Raw genomic sequence first — 14,407 nt, 5'->3', positions numbered from 1 at the left:
CTCAGACTTCCCCAGAAGATCGGCGACGACGAACATGCAGCCAGCGAGCGGAGGTCAGGTTCGGACGTGAGCCCATCCCCAACGTCTTCATCGGAAGAACTGGCGTTCTCGTCTGCGACCGTGTTGGCGCGGCTGATACGGGAAAAGCGGATCAGCTCGCTCGAACTCACCCAGTCCTACATCGAGCGTATCGAACGATTCGACACCACACTGAACGCTGTCGTGGTGCGGGATTTCGAGCACGCACTGGACGCGGCGAAGCTGGCCGACGCATCACTTGCCCGCGGGCGCGTGCTGGGACCGCTGCACGGCATCCCGATGACGGTCAAGGAGACTTTCGACGTCACCGGGCTGCCGACGACCTGGGGTGTGCCGGAACAACGCGACCACCTCGCACAGAGCGACGCAACGGTCGTCGAGCGCCTGAAGGCGGCCGGCGCCCATGTCATGGGGAAGACGAACGTTCCGCTGCGGCTTGGGGATTGGCAGAGCTACAACGACCTCTACGGGACGACCCGCAACCCTTGGGATACGGCGCGGTCGCCGGGTGGCTCTTCCGGTGGCGCGGCCGCTGCGCTCGCGGCCGGCCTGACGTGCCTGGAGTTCGCCTCGGATATCGGCGGGTCGATCCGGAACCCGTCTCACTTCTGCGGCGTGTATGGGCACAAGCCGACCTATGGCATCGTGCCGATGCAGGGTCACAGTCCTCCCGGGATCATCTCCACACCGGATCTGAATGTCGTCGGGCCGATGGCGCGAAGTGCCGAAGATCTGGCGCTCGCCCTGGATGTCGCGGCCGGTCCCGATCGACTCCGATCGCCCGGATGGCAGCTGGCGCTTCCTCCGCCGAAGGCACGCACGCTGCGCGGCTTACGCGTCGCGATCTGGCCAATGGAGCATGCCGTTCCCACGTCCGCCGAGATCTCCGATCGCGTGCAAGAGATCGGCGTCGCGCTCGCGCGTGCAGGCGCCGTCGTCTCCGATCGGGCGCGCCCAGCAATCTCGCCGAGGCAGGCGTACATCACCTACCTGAGCCTGTTGGGATCGACGGGACTCGTCAATCTGCCTGATGCCCACTATGCCGCGACCCAGCGCGGGGCAGCGGCGCTCGATGCGAGCGACGATTCGCCGCTGGCGGTGCTCACGCGTGCTCGTGTCCTGGATCACCGCACCTGGTCCGATCACGATGAAGCGCGCAACCGCGATCGCCTGCGGTGGCGCGCGTTCTTCGACGATTGGGATGTGGTGATCTGCCCGATCTCCGCAACGACGGCCTACGCGCACGACCATCGGCCGAAGCTTGAGCGGACCCTCGCCGTCGATGGCGTGATGACATCGCACTACGCCCACTTTTTCTGGGTCGGCCTTGCGACCGCCGCCTATTTGCCGAGTACTGCGTTTCCGAGTGGACTGTCACGCGATGGATTGCCGATTGGCCTGCAGATCATCGGCCCGGCGTACGGCGATCGGACCACGATCGAAGTCGCCCGGCTGATCGCCCAAGAGATCGGCGGCTTTCGGACGCCGGCTGGCTTCGAGGCGGTGTAGCAGGGAGGTCACGCGCTGTCGTCAGAGCTTCACACACGCTGTGACGAGCACTGCGGCGGCATTGTCCGCTGCCCATCCTCGAGCAAACGAACGGCAGCCCGGTCCCAGGCTCGGCTCAGAACGTGACCTTGACCGAGTCCGCGCTGTAGGTGGCCGGGCCGTGATAGACGACTTCGATGTTGTTGCCATCGGGGTCGAGCACGAAGGCGCCGTAATAGCCCGGGTGATACGGGCGTTCGCCGGGCGGGCCATTGTCGGTGCCGCCGGCTGCGATCGCGGCAGCGTGGAAAGCGTCGACGGTCGCGGCATCGCGCGCCTGGAAGGCCAGGTGGTGGCGGCCAGTCAACTGGCCGGCGGCTGCTTCGCTGCTGGCGGTGGAGATGAACAGTTCATCGGCCCAGAAATAGTCCGGGCCTTCGCCGGCGATCGGAATGCCGATGCTGTCGAATACCGCTTGGTAGAAGCGGCGGCTGGCGGCCAGATCGCGCACCACGAGTTGCAGGTGATCGATCAACCGGCCGCGGTGCAGTTCCATCGTTTCCATAGACACCTCGCGACAAGGCAATGGGCAGGAGAGGGTGTTGGCGAGGCGATCATGCCAGCTGCGTCACGGCGGTGCACAACTGGCCCGGATGTGCTGCCGGTGTCGGATCGAAACTCGTTCGGCGGGACGTTGTACGGCCTTTGGCACATGTGCGCATCTGGCGCATTCGGCCAGACGGGAGCGCCTGCCCGCTTCAGTCCGGAAGGTACCTACGGGGCCGTGCGTGTCAGCCTCGGAGCGCGCATGCTGGCAACCGTGATCGATCGCCGCCGCCCCTGGTCAAACCGGTTCCAGCGGTCGGCGACTACCGGCAGAGGACAGACGTGAACAGACAACCGCCTGGGCCGCCGCACGCGCATTCCCGCACGCGCTGGCGCCCGTTTCAGACTTTCACCGCCCGGCCGCGGCTGAGCCTTGCGACGGCTGTGTTCGTTGCCGCCTGCGCCGGCTGCCTACTGGCGGGGACGCGGTGGCCGGTCGCGCTGTTGCTGGGGTTCGACGTCGGCGCGTTGGTGTTCCTGGGGGCGGCATGGCGGCTGTTCGATACCGCCGGTCCCGAGCGCATGCGCGAGGTCGCCGTGCGTCAGGATGCGGGCCGCTGGGGCATTCTGTGGAGCGCGATCGCGCTGGTCGCGATCTTGATGGTGGCGCTGGGCACCGAACTGTCGGCGGGAAAATCCGGGGGGATCGCGTCGATCGGCATCGCGGGCAGCAGCATCGTGCTGTCCTGGTTGTTCATGAATGTCATGTTCGCGCTGCACTATGCGCATGGGTTCTACGGCGATTATGGCGACGACCATCGCGGCCTCGATTTCCCCGGCGACAAGGCACCCGACTACTGGGATTTCGCTTACTTCGCACTGGTGCTCGGCATGACCTTCCAGGTGTCCGATGTGCAGATCACCAGCCGCACGCTGCGGAGGATCGCGCTGTTGCACAGTGTGATCGCGTTCTTCTTCAACATGTTCGTCATTGCGGTCACCGTGAACATTCTGGGCGGGCAGGCCTGAGCCCGTCGCCGACGCGAGCGTCAGCGCGGCGGCGATGGGTCGCGGGCAGGGGGGATGCCGGTAGGGCAGGGGGCGGTCCGCTCCGCTGGCGCCCCAGATGCGTTAGACCGGCGGCACCGCAGGCGCGGCTCGGCGCGCGCGCCATGCGGCAATCCGCTCACGTGCGCCCAGCACCGCGACGAAGAAGGCCGGCACGAAGAACACCGCCAGGACCGTGCCGCTGACCATGCCGCCGAAGACGCCGGTGCCGATCGCGCGCTGGGTCTCCGCGCTCGCGCCCGAGGCCAGCATCAGTGGCACGACGCCGAGCGCGAATGCCAGCGAGGTCATCAGGATCGGCCGAAAGCGCAGCCGCGCCGCGGTGATCGCCGCGTCGGCCAGACTCCGGCCTTCGGCATGCAGCTGGCGGGCGAACTCGACGATCAGGATCGCGTTCTTGGCCGACAGGCCGATGATCGTGATCATGCCGACCTTGAAGAACACGTCGTTCGGCATGCCGCGCAGCATCACCGCCGCGACCGCGCCGAGCAGGCCCAGCGGCACCACCAGCATCACCGAAAGCGGAATCGTCCAGCTTTCGTAGAGCGCGGCCAGCACCAGGAACACCACGAGGGCCGACAGCAGCACCAGCAGCGGTGCCTGGGCCGCGGCCTGCCGCTCCTGCAGCGATTGCCCGCTCCAGGCCGCGGCGTAGCCCTGCGGCAGTTGCCCGACCAGGCGCTCCATCTCGGCCATTGCCGAGCCGCTCGACGCGCCCGAAGCGGGCCTGCCCGCGATGCGGACCGCCGGGAAGCCCTGGAATCGCATCATCTGCTGCGGCGCGGCCGTCCATTGTGCGGAGACCACTTCACGCAGCGGCACCATGCCGCCCGAGGCATTGCGCACGCGCAGGCCCAGCACATCTTCCAGGTGCAGGCGCGCGTTGGCGTCCGCCTGCAGGATCACCTGCTGCATCCTGCCGCGATTGGGGAAATCGTTGACGTAGAGCGAGCCCATGGCGGCGGACAGGGTGCTGCTGACGCTGTCGAACGACAGGCCCAGCGCCTCGGCCTTCGCACGGTCGATGTACAGCGCGATGCTGTCGCCGGGCGGTAGGCCGTCGGGGTAGACATCGGCGACCACCTGGCTGCCGGCGGCGAGCTTGAGCAGTTGGGCCTGTGCGTCGAGCAGCGCCGCCTGGCCGTGGCCGCCCCGATCCTGCAGCATCATCGTGAAGCCCGACGAGGTGCCGAGTTCCTCGATCGAGGGCGGCATCAGGCTCATCACCGTGCCCTCGCTCGTCGCGGCCATCGCGTCCTGTGCAAGCGCGGCCTCCCCGGCGGCGGTCGCATCGCCACGCGAGGTCCAATCGGCGAGCATGGTGAAGGCCATGGCGGCATTGGGGCCCGAGCCTGCGAAGCTGAACCCCTGGACGACCAGGTTGCTCTTGATCGCCGGACGCGAGGCGACATGCGCCTCGAAGGCTTTGACGACCTCTAGTGTCCGCGCCATCGTCGCGCCGGTGGGCAACTGGATCGAGGTCATGAAGTAGCCCTGGTCTTCTTCCGGCAGGAAGGAGGACGGCACATGACGCAAGCCGAGCACCAGGACGACACAGAGGGCCGCAAACACGAGCATGATGCGGCCGCTGCGCTTCACCAGCCCGGCCACCTTGCCTGCGTAGCCGGCCGATAGGCGCTCGAAGCCGCGATTGAAGGCGCCGAAAACCCCACGACGCGCGTGATGGCCCGCCGGGACCGGTCGCAACAGCGTGGCGCACAGCGCCGGCGTCAGCGTCAGCGCCAGGAACGCCGAGAATGCGATCGAGACCGCCATCGACAGCGTGAACTGTTTGTAGATCACCCCCACCGAGCCGGCGCCGAACGCCATCGGAATGAAGACGGCGATCAGCACCAACGTGATGCCCACCACGGCGCCGGTGATTTCCTTCATGGCCTTCGAGGTCGCGTCCCGCGGCGACAGGCCTTCGTTCGCCATCAGTCGCTCGACGTTCTCGACCACGACGATGGCATCGTCGACGATGATGCCGATCGCCAGCACCATGCCGAACATGGTGAGGGTGTTGATCGAAAAGCCGGCCAGCAGCATCACGGTGAAGGTGCCCAACAGCGCAATCGGCGCCACGATCGCCGGGATCAGCGTGTAGCGGACGTTCTGCAGGAACACGTACATCACCACGAACACCAGTGCCATCGCCTCGAGCAGCGTGTGCACGACCTTCTCGATGGAGATCCGAACAAAGGGGGCGGTGTCGAACGGAATGGAGTAGGCCATCCCGGCGGGCATGGCCGGCGCGAGTTCGGCCATGCGTGCGTGGATCGCCGACGCGGTGCGGACCGCGTTGGCACCCGGTGCAAGCTGGACGGCCGCGCTCGTCGCCGCCATTCCATTCTCGCGGTTGGCGAACGCGTAGGACTGCGCGCCCAGTTCGACCCGCGCCACATCCGCCAGGACGACCTTGGCGCCGTCGGCGCCTGCGCGCAGTACGATGGCCGCGAACGCCTCCGCGCTGGTCAACTGGCCTTGCACGGTCAGCGGCACGGTGAGCCGCTGGCTCGCAGGTGCGGGTTCGTCGCCGATCCGGCCCGGCGCGATCTGTGCGTTCTGTTGTTCGATCGCGCGCGCAAGATCGGCCATGGTCAGGCCGAACGCAGTGAGCTTTGCCGGGTCCACCCAGATGCGCATGGCCTGCTCGGCGCCGAACAACTGGACGCGGCCCACGCCGTCGATTCGACGCAACTCCTGCACGATGTTGCGTGCCAGATAGTCGTTCAGGGCGACCTCGTCAAAGCGGCCATCGGGCGAGGTCAGGCCGACGATCATCAGAAAGCCCGAGGCGGCCGATTCGACGTGCACGCCGGACTGGCGCACCGCCTGGGGCAGGCGGGGCTCCACCGACTTGAGCCGGTTCTGGACGTCGACCTGGGCCATCTCGGGATCGGTGCCCGGCTTGAAGGTCGCGGTGATCTGCGCGGTGCCGCTGGCGTCGACCGACGAGTCGAAGTAGAGCAGGTGCTTGACGCCCGACAGCTCGCGTTCGATCGGACCGACCACCGAGTCGTCGAGCGTCTGCGGGGTCGCCCCGGGATAGGTCGCATAGATGGTGACCGAGGGCGGCGCGACGGACGGGTAGCGTGCGATCGGCAGCTTCGGAATCGCCAGCAGGCCGCCCAGCACGATGAACAGCGCGATCACCCAGGCAAAAACCGGGCGGTGGATGAAGAATTGCGACATGCGAACGTCCTCAGTCGCGTCCGGGCGTGCCGGCCAGATCGGTGGCGTCGGTCGATTCGGTGCGGGCCTGCGCGATGCCGCCTTCTTGCAGACGCTCCATGCCCTTCACGACAAGGCGCTGTCCAGGCTGCAGCCCGTCGGCGATCCGGTAGCGGCCCTCGATGCGTTCGCCGAGGGTGACGGGCAGCAGGCGTGCATGATGCGAGGCATCGAGCACCCACACGCTGGCGCGTTCCCCGGCCCTGACGATGGCCTCTTCGGGAGCGGTCAGCGCCGTGGGGTACTGGGCATCGACCATCCGTGCCTGCACAAACATGCCGGGCAACAAGGTACGCGCCGGGTTCTCGACCTCGATGCGCAGCAGTACGTCGCCGGTGCCGGCATCCACGCGCGTGCCCGCGAACAGCAGCCGGCCATGCAGGCCGGTCGGCTGTCCGTCCACCAGGATCTCGACATCCGCGGTGTCGCGTGCATCCAGGCGCCGGCGGAGCGCCTCGCCATGGCCCGCCGGCTGGCGGACATCCACATACACCCGGTCGATCTGCTGGATTGTGGCCATCGGCGTGCTGTCGCCTGCGGTGACCAGCGCGCCTTCGGAGACCAGGGCCTGGTCGATGCGGCCGGGGATCGGGGCACTGACCCGTGAGAACCCCAGATCCACGAGCCGCCGCGCCAGGCTCGCTTCGGCCTGCGCGACATCGGCCTGGGCCTGGTCGCGCTGCGCGACCACGTCGTCGTACATCTGGCGGCTGACCACCTGGTCGCGTGCGAGGGTCGCCAGGCGTTCGCTGTGCACGCGCGTGCGCCTGGCTTCGGCCTGGGCACGGCGCAAGCTGGCGCGCGCGGTGTCGACATCCGCCCGGAGTGGGGCGGGGGCGATCTGGAACAGCGGCGTGCCGGCCTCGACTTCCGCACCCTGCTCGAACAGGCGCCGTTGCACGATGCCGCCCACCTGCGGCCTGATCTCGGCCGTCCGCAGCGCGGTCACCCGTCCCGGGAGGTCCACACGGACGACCACCGGGGTCGGGGCGAGGGTCTCGACGGTGACGCTGGGCGGTGGCGACGCGCCGTCGGCGTCGCGCTGCGCGCTGCACGCCACGAGCAACACGACCGACGCGGCCAACGGGAGGGTGCGTCGAAGGCAACGGAAGGGGGACATGGACCGCAACTCCTGCACGCGGGGGCCGATCCGGGACGGTCGGCCGCTCGAGGCTGCGCAGTCTGGTCGGCAGTCGTTGGGATTGAGTGCCGTCTGTATGGAGATAAGATGGACGCCGCGTCCCGTTCAGTCCCCGGAAACCCGATGCCCTCCCGCGGTCCCAGCGTCCCGGCCGAATCCCTCGTGCTGATCGCCGAGGACGAGCCGGACATCGGCGAGATCCTGGCGGCCTATCTGCGCCGAAGCGGCCTGCGCAGCGTGCGCGCTTTCGATGGTGCCGATGCGCTGGCCAAGCACCGGACCCACCGGCCCGATCTCGTGCTGCTCGATGTGCAGATGCCGGTGCTCGATGGCTGGCAGGTGCTCAGGGAGATCCGTCACCGCGGCAATACCCCGGTGATCATGCTCACCGCGATGGACCAGGATGTGGACAAGCTGACCGGGCTGCGGATCGGCGCGGACGACTACGTGGTCAAGCCGTTCAATCCGGCCGAGGTGGTCGCCCGCGTGGAGGCGGTGTTGCGGCGGACCCGGGTGTCGGTGGCCGATGCTGCACCGACCTTGCGGGCGGGACCGATCGAGATCGATGCCGACCGTCACGCGGTGACGCTGCATCTCGAGGACGGCCTGCACGCGATCGATCTGACCCTCACCGAGTTCAAGCTGCTCGCGCATCTGCTGCGCGCGCCCGAGCGGGTCTGCAGCCGCGCCGAACTGCTGGCAGCGTGCCTGCCGGAGGGCGACACGCTGGAGCGGACCGTGGACAGCCATGTCAGCAAGCTGCGGTGCAAGCTCGAGGCAGCCGGTCTGCAGGGCGTGCCGGAGAGCGTACGCGGCGTGGGCTATCGCGTCGGCCGGGCCGCATGACGCGCGCTTCGGGGTTGCGGTCCCAGATCGCGACATCGCTGGCGGTGATGTCGCTCGGGTTGATGGTGCTCTCCTTCGTCGGGTCCTATGCCTTCTACGCATGGGCGTCGGCCTACGCGCCGTCGATGCTCTCGCAGAGCTGGGTGCCATCGGGCGCCGAGTTGGCCTGGATCGTGATGACCGTGGTCGCGGCCGTGGTCATTTCGGTCTGGGTCGCGATCCGGCTGTCGCGGCGCATCCTCAACCCCTTGAATGCAGCGGCCCACGGCCTGCGCGACATCGCGCAAGGCAACCTGCACATCCGGGTCGCGCTCGATGCACGCGCCACCGGGGAGACGGCGCAACTGGCGCAGGACGTCAATGCACTGGCCGAGCGACTGCAGGACGCCATGCGGGAACAGACGTTCTGGAACGCCGCGGTCGCGCACGAATTGCGCACGCCGGTCACGATCCTGCGCGGGCGCCTGCAAGGCCTGGTCGACGGGGTGTTTGCGCCCGAGCCGGCGGTGTTCGCGGGCCTGCTCAAGCAGGCCGAGAGCCTGTCGCGGCTGGTCGAGGATCTGCGCGTGCTCAGTCTGCAGGACAGTGGACATTTCGAGATCGATTTGGTGGCGGTCGATCTCGCCCAGGAGCTGCAAGGGGTTGCCGAGTCGATCTCCGACCGCCTCGCCGCGGCCGGGTTCGACCTGCGCGTGGAGACCAGCGTGCCGCCGCGGGTGACGTGCGACCCGGCACGCATCCGGCAGGCGCTCACCGCGCTGCTGGACAACGCGCTCAAGCATGCGACGCCCGGCCCGCTGCTGCTGTATGCCCGCGTCGCCGACAATGAAGCCTGCGTTGGCGTCGTGGATAGCGGCCCCGGGGTGCCAGAGGCGCTGCGGCAGCACGTGTTCGACGCGTTCCGGCGTGGCGATCCGTCACGATCGCGCGCCGGTGGCGGGTCGGGACTCGGACTGGCGGTCGTGCGGACGATCGCGATCGCGCATGGCGGCCACGCAGGGTGCCGCTCAGCCCTGGGCTGCGGCAGCGATGTCTTTCTTGCATGGCCGGTGACCGATGCGCGGCAGACGCGTGTGGACGGCAGGCTGCCGCCGCCCGCCCTTGCCGGAGACGCGCAATGATCCAGCTCCTGCTGGTGTTCCTCGGCGGCGGCCTGGGCGCGGCGTTGCGTCACGGCGTCAACATGCTGGCGCTGCGTGCCGGCACGACGTTTCCCTACGGCACGCTGTGCATCAACGTCGTCGGCTCGCTGCTGATGGGCGTGGTCGTGGCCTGGTTCGCCGCGCGCAGTGGCCTGTCGCCATCGCTGCGGTTGTTCCTGATGACCGGCGTGTTGGGTGGCTTCACGACATTCTCGGCGTTCTCGCTGGAGGCGGCGCTGCTCTATGAGCGTGGGCAACCAGGCCTGGCGGCCATCTATGTGCTGGCGTCGGTCGTGCTGTCGATCGGCGGGCTGTTCGCGGGAATGGCGCTGGTGCGGGCGGCGCTTTAGGCCCCGTCAGCACAATGAGATGTCGCATATATTTGACATTCTGTAAGCCTGGCGTACGATCCCGGCATGGGCGCGATCCATGAACTCGGGCAGGCAATGCGGATGCGGCGGGCCGAAATGGGCCTGAGTCAGGCGCAGGTGGCCGCGCTGAGCGGGCTTTCCCGGCAGACGGTCAACCAATTGGAAACGGGCGCGGTGCCGGACCTCGGACTCAACAAGGCCGAACGGCTCGCCACGCTGCTTGGATTGGCGTTGCGGGTCGATGCCGGTCGTGCAAGGCCAGCCCGTCTCCAGAAGATGACGCCGTTGATGCGGGCAGCGGCCACGGCCAGTGTGAGCTACAAGGCGTCGCTCACTGCAGCCAAGCTCAAGCACATCCTGATGACGGGACGGGTTGCCGAGGACTACGCCCCGCATCTCCATGCGTTTCTCGACGAAGCGCCGGTGTCGTTGCTGGCGTCTGTCGCCGATCAACTGCATGAGCAGGTCGGCCTCGACCGCGGTGCTGTCTGGAAGACCTATCGACGCTTGGCGCACGACGTGAAGAGTCAGCGCGAGATCTGGGCGTGAGTGCGGTCGATCTGGAGCGCCCCGGCCTCTGGCACGATCTGTTCGTCCCTGCGCTCGAGTTGATGACGCACTTGGAGCAGCAGCTCCCAGGCGCGGTCTGGACGTTCGGTGGCGGTACCGTGTTGATGTTGCGTATTGCGCATCGGCAGAGCAAGGACATCGACCTCATCGTTCCCGATCCCCAGTACCTGGGGTACGTGAATCCGCGTCTGAGCGAGGTGGCCGAGAATGTCAGCGCCGATTACGAGGAAGCCGCCGAGTATCTGAAGCTGTTTCTGCCGGGCGGCGAAATCGATGTGGTCGTTGGCGCCTCATTGACGGCCGCGCCCTACGAGATGGTGTCGTATCGAGGCAGAGCGATCAGGGTCGAAACCTCGGCGGAGATCATCGCCAAGAAGATGTGGCATCGCGGCAACCGCGCAAAGGCGCGGGACCTGTTCGACCTGTGCGCAGTGGCCGAGGCGGAGCCAGATCAGATCGAATTGGCAGTGCCCTTCATGCGCAAGCATGGCGCGGCCTTCCTCCGAGGGCTCGGCGAGCGGCGGGATGCGATGCGACGCGAGTTCGCGCAGATCGACACCATCGGTCCTGAGCTGGATTTCGAGCATTGCGTGGCGCAAGCGGAGGCGATGATTCGCCCATTGCTCGCTGAAGATGTGAGACGTCGTTAAGGGCGTGGACGGGTCCATCGTATGTTCGACCGATCAGTCCTTTCTGCGCGTCGCGTCGCGCGCGAGCTTGCGTGCCTTCTCATACAGCGCGTGAGCTTGCGCGTCGTCGCCCTTGGCGGCGTACGCCTCGGCGAGGCTGTCCCAGGCGTTGGCCGACATCGGGAACAGCTCGGCGTTCAGTGCGAATACGCGCAGTGCGGGGTCGATGCCGAAGTTCTCGCGGACGGCATAGCCGGTGGCATTGACGGTGCGCTCGAACGCGCTGTCGTCGAGCGGGCTGGCTGCGCGGATCGTGCGCGCGCGTGCGTGCAGATCGTCATCTGCGGGCGCGTCGAGGGCGAGGCCGCGTAACGTCTCGGCCAGGGCTTCGGTCGGGAAGCGTTCGGGTGCCATCGCGGCCAGGACGCTGTCGACCAGCGTCCGCGACCAGACGTTGCGGGCGCTGCCGTTGGTCAGATAGACGACGGTGTCGACGCCGCCGTCCGGGGCGCCCTCGAACAGCACGCGCACGCGGACCCGGGTACCGCCGTCGTGGCCGACCTGGCGGTCGACGCCGTTGTCGCCGTACTCCCATCCGGCCGCGAACCAACCGCGCTGGCCGTCGGGCAGGATGCGTGGCTGCCACAGCGCCTGCAGGGTCTCCCGGCTAACGAGCTCGCCGCCGGTCATGGCCTGGAGGAAGCGGGCGAGATCGTCGAGCGTGGTGTAGAGCGCGGCATGACCGAGCGCATCGTCGGGCCAGGCGAGGTCGGGGTCGGGCACGAGCCGGCCATCCCGACCGGTGTAGGCGGTCGCGACGCCGTACTCGGGCAACGCGGCCGGCCCGAGCCAGGTATGGCGCAGTTGCAATGGGCGCAGAATGCGGTCTTCGACGAGTTGCGGGTGGGGCTTGCCGCCGTCTGCCGCGAGCAGTGCCGCCAGGACGAGGTAGTTGGTCTGCGTGTAGCGCGTGCGGGTGCCCGGCGCGAACTGGAGTGGGGTCTGCGCAAGGGCGGCGAAGACGGCGCGCGCATCCGCCAGAAGCGGCGCGGCCAGCGTGCCGTCCTGCGGGGCCTCGAAGTACTCGGGCAGACCGGAGGTGTGGTCGAGCAGGTCGCGCAGGCGGATGTCCTGCCAGTGTGCCGGCAGACCCGGTAGGGTCGCGCCGATCGGGCCGTCCAGAGTCAGCGCGCCCTGCTCGATGCGCTGCATCGCCAGCGTGCTGGCGAACAGCTTGGCCAGCGAGTAGACCGGGAATACGGTGGTCTCGGTGACCGGGGCGTGGGTGGCGATGTCGGCCTCGCCATCCGCGCTGCGGAACAGCACCTGGCCGTTGCGCGCGACCAGCACGGCCTGGCCGGCAATGCCGTAGCGCTGTCGGTTGGTCTCCAGTTGCTTGGCCATGGCATCGGCGCGCGTGTCATGGGCGGATGCGCTGCACGGGAGCAGCAGAACCAGGAGGAGCCAGGTGGGCAGGAGGTGTCTGGGGCGCATGGGGGTGGGCCTCTCGCGCTGGTGGATCGGCTCTGCCAAAACGTCGCTGGTCGGGGGCATTGGCGCAGGTCGTCAGGTTCAACGGACGAAGAAGGCGGTCCGTGCCACGCCGGCATTGTTGCTCGGTCCCATCCAGGCGCGGATCTCCAGTTCGTATAGACCGGTGGCCTGGGTCCGCAGTTCGCCGACGAACAGCCCCTGGGTCGGGTCGAAAGCGAGACGATGCCGAACCGGTGCCCCGCCGTCGATGCGCAGGTAGGCGTCCACTTCGGTGTCGCCCGCCCGCCAGGGGCCGTCCTCGGATATCGGGCAGCCGCACAGCAGGGTCACGCCTGCCCGCAGAGGAACGGTCTGGCCTACTTGCACCCACTGGTAGGCGAGTGGGCTGGCGAGGTCGACGATCAAGCCGGGCAGCTCCATCCGCCAGCCATCGCCCGCGGTGAGGTGATGTCCGGGCAGCAGCCACTGCGTGCTGGTCGCCGTGGTGGTGGCCTGGGGTTGGCTGAGCGGACCGGTCACGCTCAGGGTTACCTGGCGCGGGCGGTCGAGGTCGAGCGACGTGCGGAATGCGGCAGTCGCCTCGTTCGCCAGTGCGGCGCCGTGGACGTGGGCGGTACTCATGATCGTTCGGGTGTCGCCGGTGGTCCCCGAGGTCAGCCCGCGCGCGAGGACCTCGCCGGTCTCCGCATCGGTCAGGGTCACGCGGACCGGGGCACTGTAGCCGCCCATGAACTTGGCACCGCGTGCCATGACGCGGACCTCGACATCCGTTCTTTCGGCCAGGGCCTGGCTGAACGGAGTGACGAGGGCCGGCAGTCCACACAGGGCGGCGAGCAGGTAAAGGCGCATGGGCAGGGTCCTGAAGGCGAAGGGGAGAACGCGGCCGGGGCGGGCCCGTGGCATCGCTCGGGCAAGCCTAGGGCGTTCTGCCAAAATGCCCCAATGACATGTCGTAACATTCGCTGACAGGCCGATGACGCGGCGCGTCGACCGGGCCGGGAGAACCACGATGCTGCGCTTCGACGCCTTCGGGCTGGACCCTGCGACCCTCCAGATCTTCCGAGGCGAACAGCCGCTCGACACCCCACCCCAGGCCGTGGAGGTGCTGGCGTATCTGATCGAATGCCGGGACCGCGTGGTGCCCCGGCGAGAACTGCTCGACCGGTTCTGGCCGCGTGCGGGCACCGGCGGGGATGCCGCGCTCAATACCTGCATCCGGCGCATTCGCGCGTTGCTGGACGACGATGCGGACGCGCCGCGCTACATCCAGACACGCCCGCGCGCGGGCTATCGTTTCATCGGCACGCTGGCCGGCGATGCGCAGGGCGCGGTCGCCAGCCCGCCACCGCGTCGCCACCGGCAACTCGGGCTCGCGTCCGGCGTCCTCGCCGCCGTGATGCTCGCGGTCGGCGGTGCAAGCTGGGGATATCGAGCGCTGGCCCTGGCACCGCCACCGCACCGCATCGCCGTCGAGCCGGTGCAGGGGCTGTGTGAGTACGTGATGTTCCCCCAGTTCAATGCCGGACTGCGCGAAAGTCTGGTTGCACAGCTCAGCGGCAGCCTGCCGACCGGCTACTACATGGCCACCGAGGGGGCGCCCGCTGACCTGCATGCGCGCGTCAGCGTTCGACAGACGTCCCAGCAGACAGTGGCGGTCGTGACGCTGGTCGACGACGCCGGGGGGCATCTGGTGTGGTCTGGCGAGTTCGCGGCCGACACCGACACGGAGGATTACGTGCCGCTGCAGCGAGCACTGGCGGCGCAGATGGCGACGGGGTTGGTGCGAGCGCTCGAGTGAGCGATATGCGTGGAGTCAGGGCGTCCCGTCCCCCAGGGGCG

13 protein-coding genes are annotated in these 14,407 nt (G+C 68.2%); 8 read left to right on the top strand and 5 right to left on the bottom strand.

All coding sequences use genetic code 11. The features are described from left to right. Positions 1 to 66 precede the first annotated feature (66 nt). Complete coding sequence (locus tag FHW73_RS06615; protein WP_183425903.1) at positions 67 to 1,548, top strand: amidase; 1,482 nt, start codon at positions 67 to 69, stop codon at positions 1,546 to 1,548. A gap of 115 nt (positions 1,549 to 1,663) precedes the next feature. Here FHW73_RS06615 and FHW73_RS06610 read toward each other — a convergent pair whose 3' ends face one another. Then, the gene (locus tag FHW73_RS06610) at positions 1,664 to 2,092 is read right to left on the bottom strand and encodes a VOC family protein (protein WP_183425902.1); all 429 of its coding nucleotides are present in this window, start codon (positions 2,090 to 2,092) and stop codon (positions 1,664 to 1,666) included. A gap of 20 nt (positions 2,093 to 2,112) precedes the next feature. Here FHW73_RS06610 and FHW73_RS06605 point away from each other — a divergent pair, with 20 nt between their 5' ends. After that, a complete protein-coding gene (locus FHW73_RS06605) occupies positions 2,113 to 3,102 on the top strand; it encodes a DUF1345 domain-containing protein (protein WP_183425901.1) in 990 nt (329 codons plus the stop codon). Between the two features lie 102 nt (positions 3,103 to 3,204). Here FHW73_RS06605 and FHW73_RS06600 read toward each other — a convergent pair whose 3' ends face one another. Together FHW73_RS06600 and FHW73_RS06595 are read right to left on the bottom strand one after the other, a co-directional pair. Next, complete coding sequence (locus FHW73_RS06600; RefSeq protein WP_183425900.1) at positions 3,205 to 6,336, bottom strand: multidrug efflux RND transporter permease subunit; 3,132 nt, start codon at positions 6,334 to 6,336, stop codon at positions 3,205 to 3,207. A gap of 10 nt (positions 6,337 to 6,346) precedes the next feature. Continuing rightward, positions 6,347 to 7,495 carry an efflux RND transporter periplasmic adaptor subunit gene (locus FHW73_RS06595; protein ID WP_183425899.1) on the bottom strand — a complete coding sequence of 383 codons (1,149 nt, stop codon included), beginning with the start codon at positions 7,493 to 7,495 and terminating at the stop codon, positions 6,347 to 6,349. Positions 7,496 to 7,639: 144 nt separating this feature from the next. Between FHW73_RS06595 and FHW73_RS06590 the strand changes: the two genes are divergently transcribed. From FHW73_RS06590 to FHW73_RS06570, 5 genes are all read left to right on the top strand, one after another. Further along, complete coding sequence (locus FHW73_RS06590) at positions 7,640 to 8,362, top strand: response regulator (protein ID WP_221187439.1); 723 nt, start codon at positions 7,640 to 7,642, stop codon at positions 8,360 to 8,362. Next, the gene (locus FHW73_RS06585; RefSeq protein ID WP_183425897.1) at positions 8,359 to 9,483 is read left to right on the top strand and encodes an ATP-binding protein; all 1,125 of its coding nucleotides are present in this window, start codon (positions 8,359 to 8,361) and stop codon (positions 9,481 to 9,483) included. Before FHW73_RS06590 ends, FHW73_RS06585 begins: the two co-directional genes overlap by 4 nt. Next, positions 9,480 to 9,854, top strand: a complete 375-nt coding sequence (crcB, locus tag FHW73_RS06580; RefSeq protein ID WP_221187438.1) for a fluoride efflux transporter CrcB — start codon at positions 9,480 to 9,482, stop codon at positions 9,852 to 9,854. The genes FHW73_RS06585 and crcB overlap by 4 nt, the downstream gene beginning before the upstream one ends. Positions 9,855 to 9,920: 66 nt before the next feature. Continuing rightward, on the top strand, positions 9,921 to 10,424 hold the full coding sequence (locus FHW73_RS06575) for a helix-turn-helix transcriptional regulator (RefSeq protein ID WP_183425896.1): 504 nt from the start codon (positions 9,921 to 9,923) through the stop codon (positions 10,422 to 10,424). Then, a complete protein-coding gene (locus FHW73_RS06570) occupies positions 10,421 to 11,095 on the top strand; it encodes a nucleotidyl transferase AbiEii/AbiGii toxin family protein (RefSeq protein WP_183425895.1) in 675 nt (224 codons plus the stop codon). Before FHW73_RS06575 ends, FHW73_RS06570 begins: the two co-directional genes overlap by 4 nt. 33 nt (positions 11,096 to 11,128) lie before the next feature. On the opposite strand, the gene FHW73_RS06565 is transcribed toward FHW73_RS06570, so the two are convergent. Both FHW73_RS06565 and FHW73_RS06560 read right to left on the bottom strand, forming a co-directional pair. Next, positions 11,129 to 12,478 carry a serine hydrolase domain-containing protein gene (locus FHW73_RS06565; RefSeq protein WP_255492731.1) on the bottom strand — a complete coding sequence of 450 codons (1,350 nt, stop codon included), beginning with the start codon at positions 12,476 to 12,478 and terminating at the stop codon, positions 11,129 to 11,131. Positions 12,479 to 12,646: 168 nt separating this feature from the next. Further along, positions 12,647 to 13,417, bottom strand: a complete 771-nt coding sequence (locus FHW73_RS06560; protein WP_183425893.1) for a hypothetical protein — start codon at positions 13,415 to 13,417, stop codon at positions 12,647 to 12,649. Positions 13,418 to 13,577: 160 nt separating this feature from the next. Between FHW73_RS06560 and FHW73_RS06555 the strand changes: the two genes are divergently transcribed. Beyond that, on the top strand, positions 13,578 to 14,366 hold the full coding sequence (locus FHW73_RS06555; RefSeq protein WP_183425892.1) for a winged helix-turn-helix domain-containing protein: 789 nt from the start codon (positions 13,578 to 13,580) through the stop codon (positions 14,364 to 14,366). Positions 14,367 to 14,407: the final 41 nt, after the last annotated feature.

The sequence above is a fragment of the Luteimonas sp. RC10 genome (assembly GCF_014192745.1).
In the GTDB taxonomy this organism is placed as follows: Bacteria; Pseudomonadota; Gammaproteobacteria; order Xanthomonadales; family Xanthomonadaceae; genus Luteimonas.
The sequence above is the reverse complement of the archived record's forward strand: the minus strand, read 5'-3'. Positions and strand labels throughout refer to the sequence as shown.

Bases quoted from the DNA above. Each gene is read 5' to 3' on its own strand.
- FHW73_RS06575 (WP_183425896.1), top strand. From the start codon at position 9,921: ATGGGCGCGATCCATGAACTCGGGCAGGCAATGCGGATGCGGCGGGCC.
- FHW73_RS06610 (WP_183425902.1), bottom strand. From the start codon at position 2,092: ATGGAAACGATGGAACTGCACCGCGGCCGGTTGATCGATCACCTGCAA.
- FHW73_RS06560 (WP_183425893.1), bottom strand. From the start codon at position 13,417: ATGCGCCTTTACCTGCTCGCCGCCCTGTGTGGACTGCCGGCCCTCGTC.
- FHW73_RS06585 (WP_183425897.1), top strand. From the start codon at position 8,359: ATGACGCGCGCTTCGGGGTTGCGGTCCCAGATCGCGACATCGCTGGCG.
- FHW73_RS06555 (WP_183425892.1), top strand. From the start codon at position 13,578: ATGCTGCGCTTCGACGCCTTCGGGCTGGACCCTGCGACCCTCCAGATC.
- FHW73_RS06565 (WP_255492731.1), bottom strand. From the start codon at position 12,478: ATGGCCAAGCAACTGGAGACCAACCGACAGCGCTACGGCATTGCCGGC.
- FHW73_RS06595 (WP_183425899.1), bottom strand. From the start codon at position 7,495: ATGTCCCCCTTCCGTTGCCTTCGACGCACCCTCCCGTTGGCCGCGTCG.
- crcB (WP_221187438.1), top strand. From the start codon at position 9,480: ATGATCCAGCTCCTGCTGGTGTTCCTCGGCGGCGGCCTGGGCGCGGCG.
- FHW73_RS06600 (WP_183425900.1), bottom strand. From the start codon at position 6,336: ATGTCGCAATTCTTCATCCACCGCCCGGTTTTTGCCTGGGTGATCGCG.
- FHW73_RS06605 (WP_183425901.1), top strand. From the start codon at position 2,113: ATGGGCAGGAGAGGGTGTTGGCGAGGCGATCATGCCAGCTGCGTCACG.
- FHW73_RS06590 (WP_221187439.1), top strand. From the start codon at position 7,640: ATGCCCTCCCGCGGTCCCAGCGTCCCGGCCGAATCCCTCGTGCTGATC.